The following is an 18,802-nucleotide window of genomic DNA, read 5'->3' as shown; positions in this document are numbered from 1 at the left end:
CCCTGCTCGGTTGGCGGGAGGCTACTCCTGCGCTACGGTCACCGGGAGACCTTTCCGAACACCTCGGACACGACAGCGGAGTCATGGCAACGAAGCGCTGAGCCGGCACCTGAGCCGGCTCCCCCTCCACACGGACCACGCGGTCCGTGCGCTTCCAGTACGCCCGCGCGGCACCGACGCCGCGCGACGACTCCGAGGGACTCCCCGTGTTCTCCATCCGCGCCCGCTTCCGGGCCTCGTTCTCCACGCTCGCCGAGCACCGCTTCGTCACCTTCGCGGTCCTCGTCGACACGATCGGCGCCGGCCTCACGCTGCCGCTGACGATCGTCTACTTCACCCTGACGACCGACCTCTCCCTCGCCGTGATCGGACTGCTGTCGACGGTCGCGTCCCTGCTCGCGCTGCCCGTGGGACTCCTCGGCGGCGTGCTCACCGACCGGTTCGGCGCGCGGGCGTCGATGATCACGAACAACCTGCTGTCCGCCGCCGGCTTCGCCCTGTACCTCGTCGCGCACGACCCGATCGTGGTCTTCGCGGCGATCTTCCTGGCGAACGCGTCGGAGCGCCTCTACTGGACGTCGTGGACGGCGTACGTGCACGACCTCTCCGACGGTCGCCCGTTCGAGCGGTGGTTCGCCTTCCTCGAGGCGACCAAGGCCGCCGCCCTCGGCGCCGGCGCGGTGGTGGCCGCGATCACCCTGGCCGGCGGCGGACACGAGGGCCTGCGCTGGCTCGTCCTCGCGAACGTCGTGACGAGCGTCGCCGCCGCGATCGTGTTCGCGACGCAGCGCACCGGCGGTGCCCGCGCCGTGGAGCCGGCGGCGCGCGACCTCGAGGACGTCCGGACGGGGTCGCTCCGCGAGTTCGCCGCCGATCGGTCGATGCGGCTCATCACGCTCGGGCAGCTCCTGATCGGCCCGGCGATGGTCCTGCCGAACGTCGCCCTGAGCGTCCTGTTCGTCGAGCGGTGGCACATGCCGGCCGCGGTCGCCCCGGTGCAGTTCGCCGTCGCGACCAGGCTGGCCGCCTGCCTGCAGACCTCGGTCACCCGGTGGGTGGCCGGTCTCGACCGTGGTGTCCTGGTGGCGGTCGGCGCAGCACTGACCGGGCTGACGGCGGTGCCGCTCATCGTGCTCCTGCCGCTCAAGGGCACCGCGGCCTGGTCGTTCGTCGTGCTCGTCGCGGTGGTGCTCGCGGTGGCGGACATGGTCGCGCTCCCCGCCGCCAACGCCGTGATGGCCGAGGCGCCGCACCCCCGGATCCGCGGGCGTGCGATCGGCGTGTTCCAGACGGCGAGCTCGGTGGGGATGGCGCTCTTCCCGCTGACGCTCGGACTGCTCGACACCGACGTGCCCTGGGTGCTGTGGGCCGTCACGGCACTGGTCTTCGCCGGGGCGGCGTGGGCCTGGCGTGCCGCGGTCGCAGGGCTGCCGCAGCGGGTGCGCACGGCGACGCCGGCGGACGCCGACGCCTGACTGGCGCGGTCTGCGGACCGCCGACGGCCGTGGCCTGGAGGCGCGGCTCGCGTGACCGACGTCGGTCACGCGAGCCGCGCCTCCAGGCCGGGGCGCGCACCCGCCAGCGTTGTCGGCATGGGGACGACAGCGGAGTGGTCACGGCTGCCGGTGGGGCGGCACGAGCTCCGGCAGGACGCGGTCCTCGCCCTGGTGCTCGGTGGCGCGCTGACGATCACCACGGTGCTGCACGGGTCCGCCGGGGTCTACGGCGAGGACCAGGCGGCATGGTGGGTGTCCGCGCTCGTGATCATCGCGAACGCCGTCCCGATCGCGTACCGACGTCGCTTCCCGATGTCGGCCGCGATCGTCTCCGCGCTGGCCTTCGCATCGTCGCAGCTCCTGCGGGTGCCCGAGCTCTTCGTCGTCAACTTCACCCTCTTCATCGCGCTGTACTCGGTCGGGGCGTGGTGCGCCGACCGTGTCCGGGCCGAGGCCGTCCGCTGGGTCGTCATCGGCGGGATGTTCGCGTGGCTGTTCATCGCGATCTCGTTCGGGTGGGCGATCCCGAACGCGCTGCCGAACGACGGCGACTCGCTCATCCCGCCCGCCATCGCGGTACTCGCTGATCAACATCGTGATCAACGTCGTCTACTTCGGTGCTGCCTGGTACGCGGGCAACCGGGCGTGGGCGTCCGCGGTGGCGAAGCACCAGCTCGACGAGCGCACCGCGGAGCTCGCCGCCGAGCGCGAGCGGAGTGCCGCCCAGGCGGTGACGATCGAACGTGTCCGGATCGCTCGTGAGCTGCACGACGTGGTCGCCCACCACGTGTCCCTGATGGGCGTGCAGGCCGGTGCCGCGCGCCGCGTGATCGACCGCGACCCGGCGCAGGCGACCGCCTCGCTCGGCGTCGTCGAGAAGAGCGCCCGCACCGCCGTCGAGGAGCTCCGACGGATGCTCGGCACGCTCCGGGCGTCCGACGACGCGCTCGGCGACCACGGCGCTCCGAGCACCGAGGGACTCGGTCGGATCGGCGAGCTCGCCGATTCCGCGCGGACCGCGGGCCACCCGACCGAGTACGTCGTCGTCGGCGACACCCGCGACGTCCCCCCGACGGTGTCGGCGGTCGCGTTCCGGATCGCGCAGGAAGCCGTGACGAACGTGCTCAAGCACGCCGGTCCGGACGCCCGTGCCGACGTGCGTGTCCGCTACCTCGACGACGGTGGTCGAGGTCGAGGTCACCGACGACGGCCACGGTGAGCGGGCGGCGCGCAACACGACGGGCAGCGGGCTCGGGCACGTGGGCATGCGCGAACGCGTCGCCGCGGTGGGCGGACGGATCGAGATCGGGCCGCGCGCCCGGGGAGGCTACCTGGTGCGGGCATGGCTACCGACGACCTGACCATCGTGCTGGCGGACGACCAGGACCTCGTCCGCGCCGGCTTCCGGGTGATCCTCGAGTCGGAGCCCGGCTTCCGCGTCGTCGGCGAGGCCCGCGACGGCGCCGAAGCGGTCGACACCGTCCTGGCGCAGCGGCCCGACGTGGTGTGCCTCGACGTGCAGATGCCGAACGTGGACGGCCTCGAGGCGGCCCGGCGCATCACCGCGCTGGCGGATCCGCCGGCGGTGCTCATCCTGACGACGTTCGACCACGACGATGCCCTGTTCCAGGCGCTCGAGGCGGGGGCGAGCGGGTTCCTGCTGAAGAACGCCTCCCCCGAACGGCTGATCGACGCGGTCCGCACCGTCGCCGCGGGGGATGCCCTGCTCGCGCCGGACGTCACGCGGCGGGTGATCAGCCGCGCGACCGCGTCGGCCACCGCGCCTCCGGCGCCCACCGCTGCCACGGACGGGGCCGCTGCGCTCGTCGCCGCCGGGCTGACCGAGCGCGAGTCGGAGGTGCTCCGGCTGCTCGCCCGGGGGTTCAGCAACGCCGAGATCGCGCGCGAGCTCTACGTCGGGGAGGCCACGGTGAAGACCCACGTCTCGAACACGCTGCAGAAGCTCGGGTTGCGCGACCGCATCCAGGCCGTCGTCTGGGCGTTCGAGCACGGCGTCGCCGGCTGACCTGCCGTCCGGCGCCGTGCCGTCCGGCGCCGCCGCGCCGCGCTGTCCGATCGCACCCGCGCGCCGTGCTGTCCGATCGCGCCCGCGCGCGAACATCGCGCCCCGCCACCCCGGGGCGCGATGTCCGTGCGGGGGTGCCACGCCGGCCACGCCGGCCACGCCCACGCCCTCCGCCGCACGGCGCCGCGCGCCGCGATCGCACCCCCGCGCGAACATCGCGCCCCGCCACCCCGGGGCGCGATGTCCGTGCGGGGGTGCAACGCCGCCCACGCCCACACCCTCCGCCGCTCGGCGGAGGGCCGATCCCCGCCCCCAGCAGGAGGTGCCCGCCCCAACCCTCCCCGTAGCGTCGACGGCAGGCGGACCACCCGCCGGGGAAGGGAACGACATGCTCACCATCGAAGGGGTGACGAAGCAGTACGGGAACCGCCGTGTGCTCGACGACGTCACGTTCACGGTCGGTCGAGGCCGGCTCACGGGCTTCGTCGGCGGCAACGGCGCCGGCAAGACCACGACGATGCGGATCCTGCTCGGCGTGCTGCAGGCCGACTCCGGCACGGTGTCGATCGACGGCACCCGGATCGGTCCGGCCGACCGGCGCCGCTTCGGCTACATGCCCGAGGAGCGTGGGCTGTACCCGAAGATGCCCGTCGCCGAGCAGATCACGTACTTCGCCCGGCTGCACGGCGTCGACAAGCGCACGGCCACGAGCCGCACCACCGACCTGCTCGACCGGCTCGGCCTCGCGCCGCACGCCGAGGACGCGGTCGAGAAGCTCTCCCTCGGGAACCAGCAGCGCGTGCAGGTCGCTGCGGCGCTCGCCCATGACCCCGAGGTCCTCGTGCTCGACGAGCCGTTCTCCGGACTCGACCCGATGGCCGTCGACGTCGTGCTGAGCGTCCTCCGCGAGGCCGCGGCCGGCGGCGCCCCCGTGCTCTTCTCGAGTCACCAGCTGGACGTCGTCGAGCGGCTCTGCGACGACGTCGTGGTGATCGCCGACGGCACCATCCGAGCGGCCGGCCCGCAGGACGAGCTGCGGAAGCAGGCCGGTCCCGCGGCGTGGGAGCTCCTCGTCGACGGCGACGTCGCCTGGCTCCGGGACGAACCGGGCGTCACCGTCCGCGAGTTCGACGGCGGCTACGCCCTGTTCGAGGCCGACGACACCACGGCCCAGCGGGTCCTGCAGCGTGCCGTCCAGCACGGCACGGTCGGGTCGTTCACACCGCGGGTTCCGCGGCTCAGCGAGGTCTTCCGGGAGGTCGTCCGATGAACGCGTCGTTCGTGCAGGCGGTGCGGCTCGTGTCCGCCCGCGAGATCCAGGCCCGCGTCCGCAGCAAGGCCTTCATCGTGTCCGCCCTCATCCTGGTCCTGATGGTCGTCGCCTCGATCGTCGTCGGCGGCATCGTCAGCAAGGCCACCGCCGGTGACACCACCCCGGTCGCCGTCGTCGACGGCGTCGACCTGCCGACGAGCAAGGGCCTCGACGTGACCGCGGCACCGACCGCCGCCGCCGCGGAGCGACTCGTCGAGCGCGGCGACGTCGACGCGGCGGTCCTGCCCTCCGACGACCCGCTCGGGTACAAGGTCATCGGCCTCGACGACGCCCCGGCCGACGTGGTGCAGGCGCTCAGCGTCACCCCCCGGATCGAACTGCTCGACCCGAACGCGATCCCGGGCGGCCTCATCTACATCGTCGCGCTGGCGTTCGGCGTGGTCTACTTCGCGTCCGCGGTGACGTTCGGCCAGTCCATCGCGCAGAGCGTCGTCGAGGAGAAGTCCACCCGCGTCGTGGAGATCCTGATGGCGGCGATCCCGGCACGAGCGCTCCTGGCCGGCAAGGTCCTCGGCAACAGCGTGATGGCGTTCGCCCAGATCGTCGCGGTGGCGATCGCGGCAGCGGTGACGTTGGCGGTGACCGGGCAGGACAACATGTTCACGGTGCTCGGCCCGAGCATGCTCTGGTTCGTCGGCTTCTTCGCGATCGGGTTCGTGCTCATCGCCTCGCTGTTCGCCGCGGCCGCCGTGCTGGTGTCGCGCCAGGAGGACGTCGGCAGCGTGACCACCCCGGTGATGATGCTGGTGATGATCCCGTACATCCTCATCATCGTCGCGTACAACAACCCGACGATCCTCGGTGTGATGTCGTACGTGCCGTTCAGTGCGCCGATCGGCATGCCGATGCGGATCTTCCTCGGGACCGCGGAGTGGTGGGAGCCGATCCTGTCCCTGGTCATCGTCGCCGTCTCGGTCGTGCTCGTGGTGGTGGTCGGCGCGCGGATCTACGAGAACGCGCTCCTGCGCACCGGCAGCCGGGTGAAGCTGACGGAGGCGCTGCGCGGCTGACAGCGCGATCCGGACGGGAGGCCCGGATCACGTGAGCAGGTCTGCTCACGTGATCCGGGCCTGGCGGTCCGTCAGCGCGTGCGCACGGAGAAGACGTCGCCCGGCTGGCAGTCCAGCACCTCGCACAACCGGGTGAGCGTGGAGAACCGGATCGCCCGAGCGCGGTTGTTCTTCAGCACGGAGAGGTTCACGACCGTCACCCCGACCCGGTCGGCGAGCTCGGTCAGCGTCATCCCCCGTGCGGCGAGCAGGTCGTCGAGATGGCACACGACCGCGTGGCCGTCGTCCTCCGGCGGCATCAGACCAGCCCGGCCTGGTCGCGGACCATCCGCTGCGACGCGGTGAGCGCGAACCGGAAGCAGGTGACGACGAGGACACCGAGGTAGACGGGCACGTACTGCGGCTCGATGAGCGGCACCGGCAGGTGCCCGTCCCAACCGAGCGCCGACACGACCCAGTTCCAGCCCATCCGCCGGACGAAGTCGGGGAGGATCCCGGCGGTGAGCGTCAGCGCGACGACCCAGTCGAGGATCCTCGGCGTCGCTCGGTCGAAGAGCCCACCGCGGCTGATGCGCCACGCGACCGCGCCGACGAGTGCGATGAGGGCGGTGACGGCGACGACCTCGATCGCGTCGCCGACGCGGATGTAGCCGAGGGCCGCGCCGGGGAAGTCCGCCGTCCGGACCTTGCAGGGCGAACTGGTCGGACCGCACGGTGGCCCCGCCGGGCGGCTGGAGCACGTCGGTGGTGGTGGACGTGCGGATCGGGACGGTCACGACGCCCCGGCCGATCGAGGCCACGAGGTCGGCGACGTACCGCCACACCACGAACACGATGCCGATGCCGCACGCGGTGACGTACGCGAGGTACGAGTTCTTCCCGCGGGGCGGGTCGTAGACGGGCGTGCTCATCGGTTCATTCCCTGTCGTTCATCGATACCATCGAATGTCGATGGCAACGATAAACGATATGCATCCGTGCCACAAGGCTCCAGCACCGGGTCGGACTCAGAGCAGCCCGAACGCCGCCTGGGCGCCGAGGCTCGTGCCCGCCACCAGGACCCACAGCGCGATGCCGAGCAGCATCGGGCGGAACCCGGCCTGCCGCAGCGCACCGAAGTCCGTCGACACCCCGATCGCGGCGAGCGCCACGGTGATGAGGAACGTCGCCGCCGTCGAGAACTCCGGGGCCGCCGCGGCCGGCAGGACGCCGAGGGTGCGGAGCAGCACCACCACGAGGAACCCGATGAGGAACCACGGCACCAGCCGGAACACGCGGAGCCCTGGACGCGAGCCGCTGTCGGGGGCGAGCTGCGTGCGGGCGGTGCGTCGCGCCTCCAGGCCGGCCAGCCCGACCACGATCGGGATGATCATGAGCGTCCGGACCAGCTTCACGACGACCGCGGTGTCGGTCGCCTGGCGACCGTAGACGGTGGCGGTCGCGACGACCGACGACGTGTCGTTCACGGCCGTCCCCGCGAAGACGCCGAACGCGTGCTGGCTCAGTCCGAGGGCGTGCCCGACCAGCGGGAAGACGAACACCGCGGCGATGTTGCAGAGGAAGATCGTCGACATCGCGTAGGCGACGTCCGCGCTCACCGCGCCGATCACGGGGGTGACCGCCGCGATCGCCGAGGCACCACAGATGCCGGTCCCGACCCCGATGAGCGTGCGGAGCGCGCCGGACACCCGGAGCAGCCGGCCGATCCCCCACGCCGCGACGAGGCAGACGACGAGCGTGGAGAGCATGACGGGCAGGGTCTCGCCGCCGATGCGGAGGACCTCGGCGATGGAGAGTTGGGCGCCGAGCAGGACGACGGCGAACTGCAGGACGCGACTCGATGAGAACTTGACGCCGGGCTGCAGCGGGCCGAGGTCGCCCGGCACCACCGCCTCGCCCGCGCGCTCGGTCGTCGTACCAGCCAACCGACCACGGCACCGAGGACCACCGCGGGCACCGGACCGCCGACGACGGGGACGACGCGGCCGACCACCGTCGCGACGAGACCGATGGCGACCGCCAACGCGATGCCGGGCAGGGCGGCGGCGATCGCCGGTCGGGACAGGGGCACCGCTCAGAGCGCCAGACGGCGTTCCACGATCGCGCGTGCGACCTCGGACAACGGCACGTGGTGGTGCACGGCGTAGCCGCGGATCACGCCGAAGGCGTCCTCGATGGAGACGCCCCGCAGGTGCGACACGACCCCCTTGGCCTGCTCGATGACCTCGCGCGAGCCGATCGTGCGCTGCAGCTGCGAGCGGACGATCTCCTGCTCGCGCAGGGTGCGCTCGTGCAGGATGCCGATCGTCGCGACGTCGGCGAGCGCCCGGGCGATCCGGAGGTGCGCATCGGCGAGGCTGCCGGCGACCGTCCCGAACAGGTTGAGCGTGCCGATCACCGTCGTGCGCAGCCGGAGCGGCACCGCGTGCACCGAGCGCATGCCGAGGGCGAGGGCCCCCGTGCGGAAGGCGTCCCACTCCGGCGGGGCGTCCGCGATGTCCGGACAGGCGACCGATCGTCCGGTGGCGAACGAGGTCATGCAGGGCCCGGCTTCGGCGTCGAGCTGGAGCACCTCGATGAGCCGGCCTCGCCTCGGACGTCGACGCGACGACCTCGAGCTCCTGGTCGTCGTTGGCGAGCATGATACCGGCGGCGTCGACCGACAGGACCTCGGTGCAGGTCTCGACGAGCGTCTGCAGGAGCTCGACCACGTCGTACCCGTCGACCAGGGTGTCGGCGAGGGTCGCGAAGGCCTCCACGACCCGCATCTCGCGTTCGTCCGTCGTCATCGGGCCTCCTCGATCAGACCGCCGTGCTTCTCGAACCGGACCGCTCCCTCGAGGACCTCTTCCGCCACCTGCCGCATCGACGTCCGTCGCGCGAAGGCGTGGCCCTGGATCAGCAGGTAGGCGTCGTCCGGGCTGATGTCGAGCTGCGCGAGCACGACACCGGTCGCCTGGTGCACGACGCGACGTGAGAAGGGGCTGCGGTCCTCGGGCACCTCGTCGTCGATGGCGCGGAGCGCCCGGCGGAGGACACGGCGGCCGACCGCGGTGGCGAGCGAGGCTTCGTGCTGCACCTGGTCGGGCGCGAGGGAGGTGGGGCGCGGGGCGTAGACGTCGACCGCGCCGAGCGGGAACGGACCGAAGACGATCGGGAACGCGAAGACGGCCCGGACCGGTTCGTCACGGACGGCGTCGTTGAAGGCCGGCCAGGACTCGTTCGGCCGACCGACGACGTCCTCCTCGAGCACGGGGGCCTCGTTCCGGAGCGCCGTCCAGCACGGCCCCTCGGTCAGGTCGAACTGGATCTCGTCGATCCGGAAGGCCACGTCGTCGCTGGCCGAGATGGTCTCGCTCGCACCCAGGACCCCGAAGGCCGAGACGGAGACGCCGCCGACCGGGAGCACGTCGACGAACGGGCGGCTGAGGTCGCCGTCCGGGACGTCGGTGGACACGAGCGCGCGGTACGCACGCTCGAATGCGTCACTCATGCGCGCCCTCCCTGGTGGGGTCTGATCCTACTCCGGGGTGCCCTCCGGACTCGTCCGGTCCCCCTGCTCGCGTCGCTGGTGCGGAACCGCCGGCGGGCTCGGTCGCCAGGCCGGCAGCTCTGCGGCCGCGTAGTCCCCGAGTGCGTCCGGCACGCGGACCATCGGGTCGAGTGCGAGCAGCTGGACCCCGTCCGTCCGGCCGGCTGCCGCGCGGACGGCGTTGCCGAGCACGAAGGCCACGACGCTCTCGGGTCCGCCATCGGGTCGGTACCCCTGCCACGCAGTCCCGTCGCCCCCGTCGCGCGCACTGTCGATCGCGGCCTGCAGGTCGTCGACGTCGACCTCGCAGTCCAGCACGAGGCGGAACCGTCGACGCGGCGCCGTGTCCCCGCCCGGTTCGTCGGGCTCGAAGAACCGCAGCGCATCCGAGGGCGGGACCCCGTAGGCGGCACGGTAGGCAGCGGCCATCCGACCGGCGTTGCTGAAATGCCACCGCCGGGCGATGTCGGCGATCCGTTCGCGGTCGGGGGCAGCGGCCATGGCCTGCAGCTCACGCCGGACCCCGTCGAGCCGGATCGACCCGCAGGTACTCACCCGGGGTCTGCCCGAACTCGGTCCGGAACGCCTTCTGGCAGGCTCCGCGGCGACAGCCCGACGGCGGTGGCGACGTCGGTGATCGACACGTGGGTGCGCGCGCGTTCCCGGAGGATGCGCACGGCGTCCCGTACGGCGCGCGGAAGTCGGTGCTCTCCGTCGCGCTCGGTGGTCATCCCCACAGCCTAAGCACCGACGACCTGACGGGTCCTCATGCGGCAGACGCGGATCGATGTCAACCCCTTTCGGGACGGAAAACGACCCACCGATACTGAAAGCGTCGCGTGCGGCGCACAGGGAGCGTCGCACCCTCGGTTTGGAGGCACGATGGGGCACCAACGAACGGACCATGCACCGATCGCCGTCGAGCGCAGCTGGCAGCAGGTCGTGCACACCGACCGCATCCGGGCGCTCTCCGCGACGGACCCCGCGGACATCCGGGTCCAACCCGTCGACTCGACCTGCTGGCGGGTCGTGGACGCCACGGCGGCCTGGGGCGACCCGGAGATGCTGCTCGGCTTCGTCGAGCGCACCGTCGACGGCTTCGCGTGCACGCTCATGGCAGCGCTGCACCACCGGCAGCACACGGCCACGCTGCAGGCCGCCCACGAGTACTTCGAGCACCAGTGCGGCGGGCGCCGGCACCGCGACCACGAGTCCGGCTCCCGGCCGTGACCGCGTCGGGTTGTCGGACCCGTTCCCACGTCACGCGACGGCTCGGCGACCGGGACCGCGGCCAGACCGAGTACGCGGGCACCGACGCCGAGTTCGCACGCCGGTTCCTACTCGGCGCCGGCATCGCCGCGCAGCTCGACTTCGAAGCACCCGACCAGGGACGGTTCCGCTTCCGGTTCCGGTCCCGTCGAGACGCGTGCACCGAGCTCGTGACGGTCGCGTCTCCGGGGATCCGTGGGGCGTTCGACACCGCCGGCAAGACCGTCGTCGCGTGGACGTCGGAACCGGGCCTGCGAGTCGTCGTCGACGAGACGGCGACGACCGCGCGGGCCGCCGTCCCCGTGCTCCTGCCCTCGGACCGGTCGTTCCACCTGGACGTCCCCGCGGGCACGCTCCGCCTGGTGGTCGTCGACGCCGACTTCGTCGAGCGGGTCCGTCGGCTGGTCCGGGACGGAACGTACCCGGATGCCCGGCGTGCCCGCGAGCCGGACCCCGCACGTGCGCTCGAGCCGGACCCCGCGGCCCTCCCCACCCTCCGGTCGAGCATCGAGGCAGTCGCCGGTGCCACGACCGAGCCCGTCCGGACGGGACGGTTCTCGGTGCAGGTGCGGCTGGTCCAGGCCGTCGACCGCGCGTACGGCGGTCATCGCGCGGTCACGGACCCGTCGACCGCAGCGGCGACCACGATGCGGCTCGCCGAGGCCTGGCTCGCCGCGCACTGCCACGAGGACGTCTCGCTCCCGGCGCTCAGCAGCGCGATCGGGGTCAGCGTCCGCACGGTGCAGAGCGCCTTCGTGCAGGTCCGCGGAACCACGCCCACGGTGTTCCTGCGCGAGATGCGGCTCGACCGGGTCCGACTCGCACTGGAGGCAGCGCACCACCGGGAGACCACGGTCGCCGAGGTCGCCGTCGCCTGGGGGTTCCGGCACCTCGGACGCTTCTCCGCCTTCTACCTGCGGAGCTTCGGCGAGTACCCCGCCGAGACGCTGCGCCGACAGCCCGACACCGAGCGCTGACCGTCAGCCAGCCAGCCCGGCCGGCGCCGAGCGCTGACCGTCAGCCCGCCGGGGGCGTGTCCCCCTGCATCTGCACCCGACCGGCCGGGTCGCTCCACGTGAAGGTGGCCTCGGCGCGGCCACTCGCCTCCGCCAGCGGCTCGTCCGGCTTCGCGTAGTGGTAGGTCACCGCGATGGTCGACGGGTCGGTGCGCGACACGTCGGGCGTGAAGGCGTACTGCTCCTTCGTCGCCGTGCCGAGGTAGCGCCCCTGGTGGAAGAGCAGGATCGCGACCGGCGAGCTGCCGGTGGCGCGCTCGAGCGTGACGGTCGCCCACGACAGCGCCGCGCAGGGGTCGTACCCGGCGAGGTCCGCCGTCGCCGGGTCCCACCGCGAATCCTGCAGCCCCGAGGGCAGCGGCAGGTCCGCGATCGCCCGGTGACGCCACCGCGGTGCCGTCGGTCGGTCCGCAGGTGGGCGTCGGTGTGGGGACGGAGGCGGGTCGGTCGCCGCGTCCGTCGCCGGAGCGGTGGTGGGCGACGACGTCGGTGACGCCGTCACGGTGCGGGTGACGGTCGGATCGGACGACGTGGTGCCGCCGGTGCAGCCGGTCAGCCCGAGGGCGACCGCGGTGACGAACAGGATTCCCCCGGAGGTGTTCGAGATGCGCATCGGTTCAGGTTCCTCCTCGCCCTCCGGGGTTTTCACGGCGTATTCTTCGATTCGGAAGCAACGACGATTCCGGCCAGGCCTCGTCGTGCGTCCCCTTCGGCACGACGGGCGCGAACTGCGAACAAGAGCCCCTCGTGACCGAACACCTCATCGAGTACGTCGCCCGTGACCGAACGGGCATCACCGCCGTCGTGACGACCACCAGCGTCATCGACGTCGACACCGTCATCCAGCACATCCACGCCGGGCACGCCGGCTACTACGTCGCGGCCGACTCGGTGGAAGCGGACCCCGGTCCGCAGCCTGTCCTTCCTCGGTGGCGCGTACCTCTTCGCGAACTGGGACGGTTCGAAGCGGAACATGCTGCACGACCTGGCGTTCCGCGGGCCGACCCGGTCCGTCGAGACCAAGCCCGTGCCCGAACCGCGCTTCGCACGCCTGCTCGCCGCCCTCTTCGGCCGACGCGCCACGCACCGGCACCGCGCCACCCGCGCTGACCGCGCCTTCGCCCCGACCGGTGACGGCCTGGAGGCGCGTGGCGGGCCCGCACCGCGCCTCCAGGCCGTCGGTGGGCGCGTCGAGAGCCGCAGCGTCCGGACGAGCGGACGGCAGGACTAGAGCCGCAGCGCCAGCGCGTTCGCGGTGAGGCCCGCGGCCGTCCCGCACAGCAGCACGGTGTCACCCGGGGCGAGGCGACCGTCCTCCAGGCACCGCGCCAGCGTGTACGGCACCGAGGACGACACCATGTTGCCGTACTCGGCGACCGCGTCGACATAGGTGGCGGACGGGATCCCGATCCGTCGCATCGCATGCCGAGCGCCCCGCTGGCCTGGTGCGGGACGACGAGGTCGAGGTCCTCGAGGCCGAGCCCCGCCTTCGCGAAGAACCGGTCGAAGAACCCGGGGAGGACCCGGAGCATCCCCATCAAGGCCCGCCGTCCGTGCATGTCGAACCGGTAGTCCGCCGGGTCGCCGTCTGCGTAGTCGTGGGCGGGGAAGCGCGACAGGCCACCGCGGAGCTCGGTGTCGTGCGCGTGCTCGGGCCACGTCTGCTGCAGGCTCGCGAGCACCCCCTGCCCGGCGTCACCACGGGTCAGGACGACCGCGGCCGCTGCGTCCGAGAACAGCTCGTGCGACTCCCGCTGCTCGGGGTCGAGGAACCGTGACCCGACGTCGCCGGAGACGATCAGCACGCGTTCGTACTCCCCGTCGGCGAGGTACCGGGACGCGATGTCGACCGCGGTGATGAAGCTCGTGCACGTGGAGTTCACGTCGAGCGCAGCGGCGCGCGCGCCGGGTGCGACCCGCTCCATCACGAGGGCCGCCGTGCACGGGATCGGTTGCACGCCCGCGGCGCACGCGGCGATGACGCAGTCGACGTCGTCGGGGCTGATGCCCGCGCTGCGGATCGCCTGGTCGGCGGCTGCGGCGAGCATGTCGAGCTGCGAGACGTCGTCGGGGATGCGGTAGCGGGTGACGGTGCCCGAGCGGGACGCGAACGTCACGGACGTCTCGGGCAGGTAGGTCCCCAGCCGCTGATCCGGCAGTTCCTCATGACGGTCCCCTCGGTCGGTCGTTCGGTCGGTCGCGGCGTCGTCCGCTGCGTCGTCGCTCGTCGTGGCGTCGTCCGCCGCGAGCAGGTCGGTGTCGGTCGGGTGCGTGTCGTGGCTGAACAGCAGCCGCACCCCGGTCCGTTCCGCGGCGAGCAACCGACGTGCTGTGTCCGCCTGGGCGACGTGGTCGTGGGCGACGGCCCGCGGGACGGCGCGGATGCGGTGTTCCTCGCCGAGCAGGTCGCGTCCCCACGCAGCGTCGCCGGCCAGCAGGGCGCGGCCCTCGACGAGCGCGCCGACGTGGCCGGCGGCGTGGCCCGGCAGGTCCACCAGCAGGTAGGTGCCGTCGCCGAACAGGTCGGTGGTGTGCAGGCCGGTCGCGTCCTCGTGGAAGGCCGAGTCCGGCACGACCTGGAGGCGCGGCTCCAGCCCGGTGGGCAGCAACCCGTCGAGCACGCCGTCACGCAGCGTCGACGACGTCATCGTCCGCCGCACGGGTTCCGTCACGACGACGGTGGCGTGCGGGAACGCCGCGAGGCCGCCGATGTGGTCCGGGTGCAGGTGGGAGAGGACGACGTGCGTGACAGTGGAGGCGTCGAGCTGCTCGCCGATGCTCGCGCCGGCAGGGACGCGGGGCGGCAGCAGTCGTCGGTAGGCCCAACCGGCGACGCCGGTGCGCCAGGGGAACGGGGCGTAGCCGGTGTCGAAGAGGACGCGCCTGGTGGGTCCGTGGTCGTGGTCGCTGTCGTACACGAAGGCGTTGGCGGGGAAGACGCGTCGCTCCCGCGGCGCCCCACGGAGGAGCTGGTGCACGCCGTGCGTCGTCCACCCGCACGCGACGGCCCGGAGGCTACCCACGGGCGCCTCCGGCGTAGCTCGCCAGGGCCTCGTCGAGCGTGACGACCGGCTCGTACCCGAGCACCTCGCGCGCACGGCTGATGTCGAGCGTCTGCGAGTGCGTGATCGTCGACACCGTGTAGCGCGTGACGGGCGGCTCGGGGCGGCCGGGGAGCACCCCGCACACCGCCTCGAGGACGCCCGCGAGTCCGTACACGAGCCCTGCCGGCAGCCGACGGTGCCGCATCGGCAGGCCGAGGCCGGTCAACAGCTGGTCGAGCAGTTCGACGAACGGCCGCGGATCGCCGTTCGTGATGTTGAACGCCGTGCCGGCTGCTGCGGGGACCTCGGCCGCGAGCCGCACGGCCAGTGCGACGTTCTCGACGGCGGTCAGGTCGACGAGCCCGCGACCGCCGTGCATGAGCGGCACGCCGACGCGCTCGTGCACGCGGAGCAGTCGGGGCACCAGGCCGGGGTCCCCGGCGCCGATGATGCCGCGCGAGGCGGAGGACGACGACCTCAGGACCGTCCGGACCCGCAGCGCGCAACAGTGCTTCGGCGTGCAGCTTCGACCGGATGTAGTGGTTCATCGGCCGGCTCGGGTCGACCTCGGGCTCCCTGGATCGCCAGACGGTCGCGCGGCGCGGCGTAGATGCCCGGTGACGAGACGTGCACGAGACGCCGGGCGCCGACGCGACGCGCGTACTCCAGCACCCGAGCGGTCCCGGTGACGTTGGCGCGCTCGAACTCCGACCAGCGCCCCCCACGGCGACGACAGCGCAGCGCAGTGCACGACGACGTCGGCGGGGACGTCGGCGCGCGCCAGGTCGTCGAGGTCCCCGACGAAGGTCGGCCCCCTCGGGCAGCGCCTCGGCCTCGACGGCCAGCCGCCGTCACCGCGTAGCCGTGCGCCCGGAGGTCCCGGACGACGTGGCCGCCGAGGAACCCGCTGGCACCCGTGACGAGCGCACTCTCCCCCATTCCCCCGATCCTAGGGGCCGCTCCCCCTAGGCTCGGCTCCGTGCGGATCGCCCTCGTCACCGACTACTACCTGCCGACGCTCGGGGGCGTGCAGACCGCGGTCCGTGCCCTCGCCGAGAGTCTCCGTTCGGCCGGGCACGACGTGGTCGTGTTCTGCCCGCTCGCCGCGGCGTCCCCGGACCCGGACGTCGTCGGGCTGCCGGTGTCACCCGTCTTCCGCCCGGACGGATACCCGTTCGCCTGGTCGCCGGCCCGCCTCCGGAGCGCGCTGCGTCGCGAGTTCACCGAGCGACGGATCGACGTCGTGCACACGCACTCCGAGATGTTCGCCGCGCTCGGCGCCGTGCGGGCGGCGCAGGACCTCGGCATCCCCGTCGTGCACACCATGCACGGACGGATCGACGTCTACACGCGGAACGTGCTGCCACTCCCGTCCGTGACTTTTTTTTTTTTTTTTTTTTTTTTTTTTTTTTTTTTTTTTTTTTTTTTTTTTTTTTTTTTTTTTTTTTTTTTTTTATTCGACCGTCCTGCTCAAGCGTGGCTGCACGGGCGGCAGGTCAGCGCCGCCGGCATCCGCGTCGGTGCCGATGCGCCGTACACGAGGACCCGGACCGCCCGCCGGATGTGGCGGGTGCTGCTCGCGCAGTCGCGGGCGAGCGACCACGTCGTGGTGCCGTCGGCGCACTTCGCCGCGAAGCTCGTCGACCGCGGCGTGCGGACGCCCGTGACGGTGCTGACGAACGGCATCGAGCCGTCCGTGCTCGGTGCCATCGGCTCCGTTCCCGCCCGCACGCTCCGTGCCGACGAGCCGCTCCGGATCGTCTGGGTCGGTCGACTTCTCCTCGAGAAGCGTCCGGACGTCCTGGTCCGTGCGGCGCACGAGTTCCCGGCCGGCGTGCACGTCGACGTGTACGGCGACGGCGTCGCACGAGCCGCCGTGGCCCGCGCCGCTCCGGGGCGCCGACGTCACGCTGCACGGCTCGACCCCGCACGACCGGGTCCTCGCCGCCATGCGCTCGGCGCACCTGCTCGTGTCGAGCTCTGTTCGACTTCGACAACCAGCCGATGGTGATGCTCGAGGCGATCGCGTCCGGCCTGCCGGTGCTCCACTGCGACCCGGACCTGGCCGAGGTGGTCCCGGGCCGGCGCCGGCTTCCTCGCGTCGACGCCCGACGCCGCCGGTCTTCGCAGCCGAGGTCCGTCGGCTCCGAGCCGATCCCGGCGCGATCACCCGAGCGATCCGAGGCCGCCCTCGCTTGCCCGCTCGCGGTCGAGCAGCCGACGGACGCGCTCCTCGACGTCTACCGGTCGGTGCGCACGGGCTGACCGGCGGACCGCGCCGACTACCGTGGCAGGATGTCGAGCAGGGGACGGCAGGCACGAGGGGGAGACATGCGCGCAGCAGACGTGGCGGACAAGCGGTTCCAGCCGACGAAGTTCTCGGGCAGGGCTACGACCAGGGACAGGTCGACGACTTCCTCGACCGCGTGCGGACGACGCTCGCCGGGTACGAGCAGGGGCGTCCGTCCGAGCCACTCACCCCGGAGGACGTCGTCGCCGCGCGGTTCACGCCGACGGTCTGGCGCGGTACGACCAGGGCCAGGTCGACGACTTCCTCGACGAGGTCGTCGTCGCGCTCCGCAAGGCTCATCGCCCGCTGATCCTCCACAGGTCCATACCGATGTACTGGATGTAGTATCAGGTACTGAAGTCCCTCTGAGAAGGGGTCTCATGGGGGACGGTTGGCAGGTCGACATCGCTGCGGCGCAGGCGGTGATCGACGGCGCGGCGAACGCGGGGTCGTCGATGCAGACCGCGGCGATCGACGTCGACGCCGCACTGCGCGACGTGGTCACCGCACTCACCGACACGGACGCGGTCGGCGCAGCGCAGGTGTTCCTCGATGCACGCCAGGGCGACGCGACCTCGGCCGTCCGGTCCATGCCGCGAGGGCGATCACCGCCGCGACCGGAGCTGATGACGGCGTTCGCCCCACGCTGACACGGACATGGCGAGTGACACGGGCGCGGCGAGCGCCCGTTCCGCCGGTACGCCTGCGCCGCAATGAGTCAGGGGCTGATCGACGAGCGGGCGCTCCCGACCGTCACCCCGACGAGCGGTGCGGTCGGCGACAGCGCCACCGCGCTCAAGTCGTCCACGACGTGCAGGTGGAGCACGACGCCGAAGCCGCACAGACTCGTGGTCGGGCATCGGAGTGGCGCTGTCCTCACCGGGCGCGACCGATGCCCTGCCGCAGGCGATGGCCGGCGCGGTGCACACCGCCGGCGGGCTTGGCGAAGGCCGCCGCCTGCGTCCGTCGCCACCGCCGCTCGAAGGCCTTCGCGGTCGACGTCGCCGCGATCCGGAAGTCACCCGCTCGCTCGCGGCCGACATCGCCGAACTCCGCAGCAGGGTCGCCGCATCGGACAGCGACGACGCCGTGCCCGCCGAGTACCGAGCGGACAACGACGACCTGCACGCCCGCGCCGCTCGGCTCGAGGACGCGATGGAGCACCGCGCGAGTACGAGCTCGACCAGGCGATCCGCGAGGGCAGGTCGGCCGAACGCCACAGCTCTTCCCGTCACTCAGCGGCAACACCCTCGCCCCACCCGCCGCTGATGGTCGACTTCGCCGAGGCCTCCCGCGCCTTCGGAGACGCCGCGACCCTCCACCGCGTACTGACCGCCCTCGCCGCGCAGGGGCCCGACGCACTGCGGAAGTGGGCTGCCGCGCACACAGGCCGGGCGCAGCGGATGCTCGACCACCTCGCCGGCCACCGGTGACGTGAAGGCGTGGTGGTCCGGGCTGGGCTCCGCCGAGCGCGACGCCCTCGTGACCGGGCTCTCGATGGTCGTCGGCAACCTCGACGCAAAGTGCGCTACGCGGATCGTGGACAGGCCAACCGCCGGGCACGCTCGAGACGGCGTTGCGGAAGGCGCTCGCGGACCGGATCGAGATGCAGGGACGCGTCACGAGAGGGGTCCGCTGACACCCTGCCGACCGAGAACGCTACGAAGCGCTGATCGAGCGCATCGAGGCCCGCCAGGCCCTCGCCCTGACGTTGCGCGCGAGCGTGTCGTCGGCACCGCGCACCATCGTCTCGTTGACACTCGGCGACCCGCCCCTCGCGGCGGTC

General features: G+C 72.4%; 26 protein-coding genes and 1 pseudogene. 14 read left to right on the top strand and 13 right to left on the bottom strand.

The window, feature by feature from the left end; translation table 11 throughout:
* Positions 1 to 146: 146 nt before the first annotated feature.
* The 7 genes from ACZ8AI_RS06970 (at position 147) to ACZ8AI_RS06940 (ending at position 5,865) form a co-directional block, all read left to right on the top strand.
* The gene (locus ACZ8AI_RS06970; RefSeq protein WP_464857578.1) at positions 147 to 1,475 is read left to right on the top strand and encodes an MFS transporter; all 1,329 of its coding nucleotides are present in this window, start codon (positions 147 to 149) and stop codon (positions 1,473 to 1,475) included.
* Between the two features lie 117 nt (positions 1,476 to 1,592).
* A complete protein-coding gene (locus ACZ8AI_RS06965; protein WP_464857576.1) occupies positions 1,593 to 2,258 on the top strand; it encodes a DUF7134 domain-containing protein in 666 nt (221 codons plus the stop codon).
* Positions 2,227 to 2,715, top strand: a complete 489-nt coding sequence (locus tag ACZ8AI_RS06960; protein ID WP_464857574.1) for a sensor histidine kinase — start codon at positions 2,227 to 2,229, stop codon at positions 2,713 to 2,715. The genes ACZ8AI_RS06965 and ACZ8AI_RS06960 overlap by 32 nt, the downstream gene beginning before the upstream one ends.
* Positions 2,678 to 2,857 (top strand): ATP-binding protein, encoded by a 180-nt coding sequence (locus tag ACZ8AI_RS06955; RefSeq protein ID WP_464857572.1) that lies wholly within the window; start codon positions 2,678 to 2,680, stop codon positions 2,855 to 2,857. Before ACZ8AI_RS06960 ends, ACZ8AI_RS06955 begins: the two co-directional genes overlap by 38 nt.
* Positions 2,839 to 3,522, top strand: coding sequence for a response regulator (locus ACZ8AI_RS06950; protein ID WP_464857570.1), 684 nt, complete (start codon positions 2,839 to 2,841; stop codon positions 3,520 to 3,522). Before ACZ8AI_RS06955 ends, ACZ8AI_RS06950 begins: the two co-directional genes overlap by 19 nt.
* Before the next feature lie 388 nt (positions 3,523 to 3,910).
* Positions 3,911 to 4,792: an ABC transporter ATP-binding protein gene (locus ACZ8AI_RS06945; protein WP_464857568.1), complete on the top strand. Its 882-nt coding sequence runs from the start codon at positions 3,911 to 3,913 to the stop codon at positions 4,790 to 4,792.
* Positions 4,789 to 5,865: an ABC transporter permease gene (locus ACZ8AI_RS06940; protein ID WP_464857566.1), complete on the top strand. Its 1,077-nt coding sequence runs from the start codon at positions 4,789 to 4,791 to the stop codon at positions 5,863 to 5,865. The genes ACZ8AI_RS06945 and ACZ8AI_RS06940 overlap by 4 nt, the downstream gene beginning before the upstream one ends.
* A 71-nt stretch (positions 5,866 to 5,936) precedes the next feature.
* Here the strand turns inward: ACZ8AI_RS06940 and ACZ8AI_RS06935 are convergent, their stop codons facing one another.
* The 6 genes from ACZ8AI_RS06935 to ACZ8AI_RS06910 form a co-directional block, all read right to left on the bottom strand.
* On the bottom strand, positions 5,937 to 6,164 hold the full coding sequence (locus ACZ8AI_RS06935) for a helix-turn-helix domain-containing protein (RefSeq protein ID WP_464858107.1): 228 nt from the start codon (positions 6,162 to 6,164) through the stop codon (positions 5,937 to 5,939).
* 708 nt (positions 6,165 to 6,872) lie between these two features.
* Positions 6,873 to 7,790, bottom strand: coding sequence for a YeiH family protein (locus ACZ8AI_RS06930; RefSeq protein WP_464857564.1), 918 nt, complete (start codon positions 7,788 to 7,790; stop codon positions 6,873 to 6,875).
* Positions 7,791 to 7,939: 149 nt separating this feature from the next.
* Entirely contained in the window at positions 7,940 to 8,437 is a 498-nt protein-coding gene (locus ACZ8AI_RS06925) for a GAF and ANTAR domain-containing protein (RefSeq protein ID WP_464857562.1), read from the bottom strand.
* Positions 8,438 to 8,650: 213 nt separating this feature from the next.
* On the bottom strand, positions 8,651 to 9,358 hold the full coding sequence (locus ACZ8AI_RS06920; RefSeq protein WP_464857560.1) for a GAF and ANTAR domain-containing protein: 708 nt from the start codon (positions 9,356 to 9,358) through the stop codon (positions 8,651 to 8,653).
* A 27-nt stretch (positions 9,359 to 9,385) separates the two neighbouring features.
* Positions 9,386 to 9,952, bottom strand: a complete 567-nt coding sequence (locus ACZ8AI_RS06915) for a hypothetical protein (protein ID WP_464857558.1) — start codon at positions 9,950 to 9,952, stop codon at positions 9,386 to 9,388.
* Positions 9,949 to 10,128: a hypothetical protein gene (locus tag ACZ8AI_RS06910; protein WP_464857556.1), complete on the bottom strand. Its 180-nt coding sequence runs from the start codon at positions 10,126 to 10,128 to the stop codon at positions 9,949 to 9,951. Before ACZ8AI_RS06910 ends, ACZ8AI_RS06915 begins: the two co-directional genes overlap by 4 nt.
* 151 nt (positions 10,129 to 10,279) lie before the next feature.
* Here ACZ8AI_RS06910 and ACZ8AI_RS06905 point away from each other — a divergent pair, with 151 nt between their 5' ends.
* Both ACZ8AI_RS06905 and ACZ8AI_RS06900 read left to right on the top strand, forming a co-directional pair.
* The gene (locus ACZ8AI_RS06905) at positions 10,280 to 10,627 is read left to right on the top strand and encodes a hypothetical protein (protein ID WP_464857554.1); all 348 of its coding nucleotides are present in this window, start codon (positions 10,280 to 10,282) and stop codon (positions 10,625 to 10,627) included.
* Complete coding sequence (locus ACZ8AI_RS06900; RefSeq protein ID WP_464857552.1) at positions 10,624 to 11,643, top strand: helix-turn-helix domain-containing protein; 1,020 nt, start codon at positions 10,624 to 10,626, stop codon at positions 11,641 to 11,643. Before ACZ8AI_RS06905 ends, ACZ8AI_RS06900 begins: the two co-directional genes overlap by 4 nt.
* Before the next feature lie 40 nt (positions 11,644 to 11,683).
* Here ACZ8AI_RS06900 and ACZ8AI_RS06895 read toward each other — a convergent pair whose 3' ends face one another.
* From ACZ8AI_RS06895 to ACZ8AI_RS06870, 6 genes and pseudogenes are all read right to left on the bottom strand, one after another.
* Positions 11,684 to 12,295, bottom strand: coding sequence for an LppP/LprE family lipoprotein (locus ACZ8AI_RS06895; protein WP_464857550.1), 612 nt, complete (start codon positions 12,293 to 12,295; stop codon positions 11,684 to 11,686).
* A gap of 32 nt (positions 12,296 to 12,327) precedes the next feature.
* Positions 12,328 to 12,537, bottom strand: a complete 210-nt coding sequence (locus ACZ8AI_RS06890; RefSeq protein ID WP_464857548.1) for a hypothetical protein — start codon at positions 12,535 to 12,537, stop codon at positions 12,328 to 12,330.
* Between the two features lie 372 nt (positions 12,538 to 12,909).
* Positions 12,910 to 13,101, bottom strand: coding sequence for a 3-oxoacyl-[acyl-carrier-protein] synthase III C-terminal domain-containing protein (locus ACZ8AI_RS06885; RefSeq protein ID WP_464858106.1), 192 nt, complete (start codon positions 13,099 to 13,101; stop codon positions 12,910 to 12,912).
* Positions 13,102 to 13,364: 263 nt separating this feature from the next.
* A pseudogene (locus tag ACZ8AI_RS06880) lies at positions 13,365 to 14,660 on the bottom strand (MBL fold metallo-hydrolase); the annotation flags it as partial.
* A 37-nt stretch (positions 14,661 to 14,697) separates the two neighbouring features.
* Positions 14,698 to 15,150: a Rossmann-fold NAD(P)-binding domain-containing protein gene (locus ACZ8AI_RS06875; protein WP_464857546.1), complete on the bottom strand. Its 453-nt coding sequence runs from the start codon at positions 15,148 to 15,150 to the stop codon at positions 14,698 to 14,700.
* Positions 15,151 to 15,203: 53 nt separating this feature from the next.
* Complete coding sequence (locus tag ACZ8AI_RS06870) at positions 15,204 to 15,665, bottom strand: NAD-dependent epimerase/dehydratase family protein (RefSeq protein WP_464857544.1); 462 nt, start codon at positions 15,663 to 15,665, stop codon at positions 15,204 to 15,206.
* A 40-nt stretch (positions 15,666 to 15,705) separates the two neighbouring features.
* Here ACZ8AI_RS06870 and ACZ8AI_RS06865 point away from each other — a divergent pair, with 40 nt between their 5' ends.
* The 4 genes from ACZ8AI_RS06865 to ACZ8AI_RS06850 all read left to right on the top strand — a co-directional run bounded on the left by ACZ8AI_RS06865 (position 15,706) and on the right by ACZ8AI_RS06850 (position 17,666).
* Entirely contained in the window at positions 15,706 to 16,737 is a 1,032-nt protein-coding gene (locus ACZ8AI_RS06865; RefSeq protein ID WP_464857542.1) for a glycosyltransferase, read from the top strand.
* Positions 16,737 to 16,991 carry a hypothetical protein gene (locus ACZ8AI_RS06860; protein ID WP_464857540.1) on the top strand — a complete coding sequence of 85 codons (255 nt, stop codon included), beginning with the start codon at positions 16,737 to 16,739 and terminating at the stop codon, positions 16,989 to 16,991. Before ACZ8AI_RS06865 ends, ACZ8AI_RS06860 begins: the two co-directional genes overlap by 1 nt.
* A complete protein-coding gene (locus ACZ8AI_RS06855; protein ID WP_464857538.1) occupies positions 16,922 to 17,326 on the top strand; it encodes a DivIVA domain-containing protein in 405 nt (134 codons plus the stop codon). The genes ACZ8AI_RS06860 and ACZ8AI_RS06855 overlap by 70 nt, the downstream gene beginning before the upstream one ends.
* A gap of 70 nt (positions 17,327 to 17,396) precedes the next feature.
* Complete coding sequence (locus ACZ8AI_RS06850) at positions 17,397 to 17,666, top strand: hypothetical protein (RefSeq protein WP_464857536.1); 270 nt, start codon at positions 17,397 to 17,399, stop codon at positions 17,664 to 17,666.
* 226 nt (positions 17,667 to 17,892) lie between these two features.
* Here ACZ8AI_RS06850 and ACZ8AI_RS06845 read toward each other — a convergent pair whose 3' ends face one another.
* Positions 17,893 to 18,180 (bottom strand): hypothetical protein, encoded by a 288-nt coding sequence (locus tag ACZ8AI_RS06845; RefSeq protein WP_464857534.1) that lies wholly within the window; start codon positions 18,178 to 18,180, stop codon positions 17,893 to 17,895.
* Positions 18,181 to 18,284: 104 nt separating this feature from the next.
* Here ACZ8AI_RS06845 and ACZ8AI_RS06840 point away from each other — a divergent pair, with 104 nt between their 5' ends.
* Positions 18,285 to 18,449, top strand: coding sequence for a hypothetical protein (locus ACZ8AI_RS06840; protein ID WP_464857532.1), 165 nt, complete (start codon positions 18,285 to 18,287; stop codon positions 18,447 to 18,449).
* The last annotated feature ends 353 nt before the right edge of the window (positions 18,450 to 18,802 follow it).

The organism is Curtobacterium sp. AC273, from assembly GCF_979253735.1.
The sequence above is the reverse complement of the archived record's forward strand: the minus strand, read 5'-3'. Positions and strand labels throughout refer to the sequence as shown.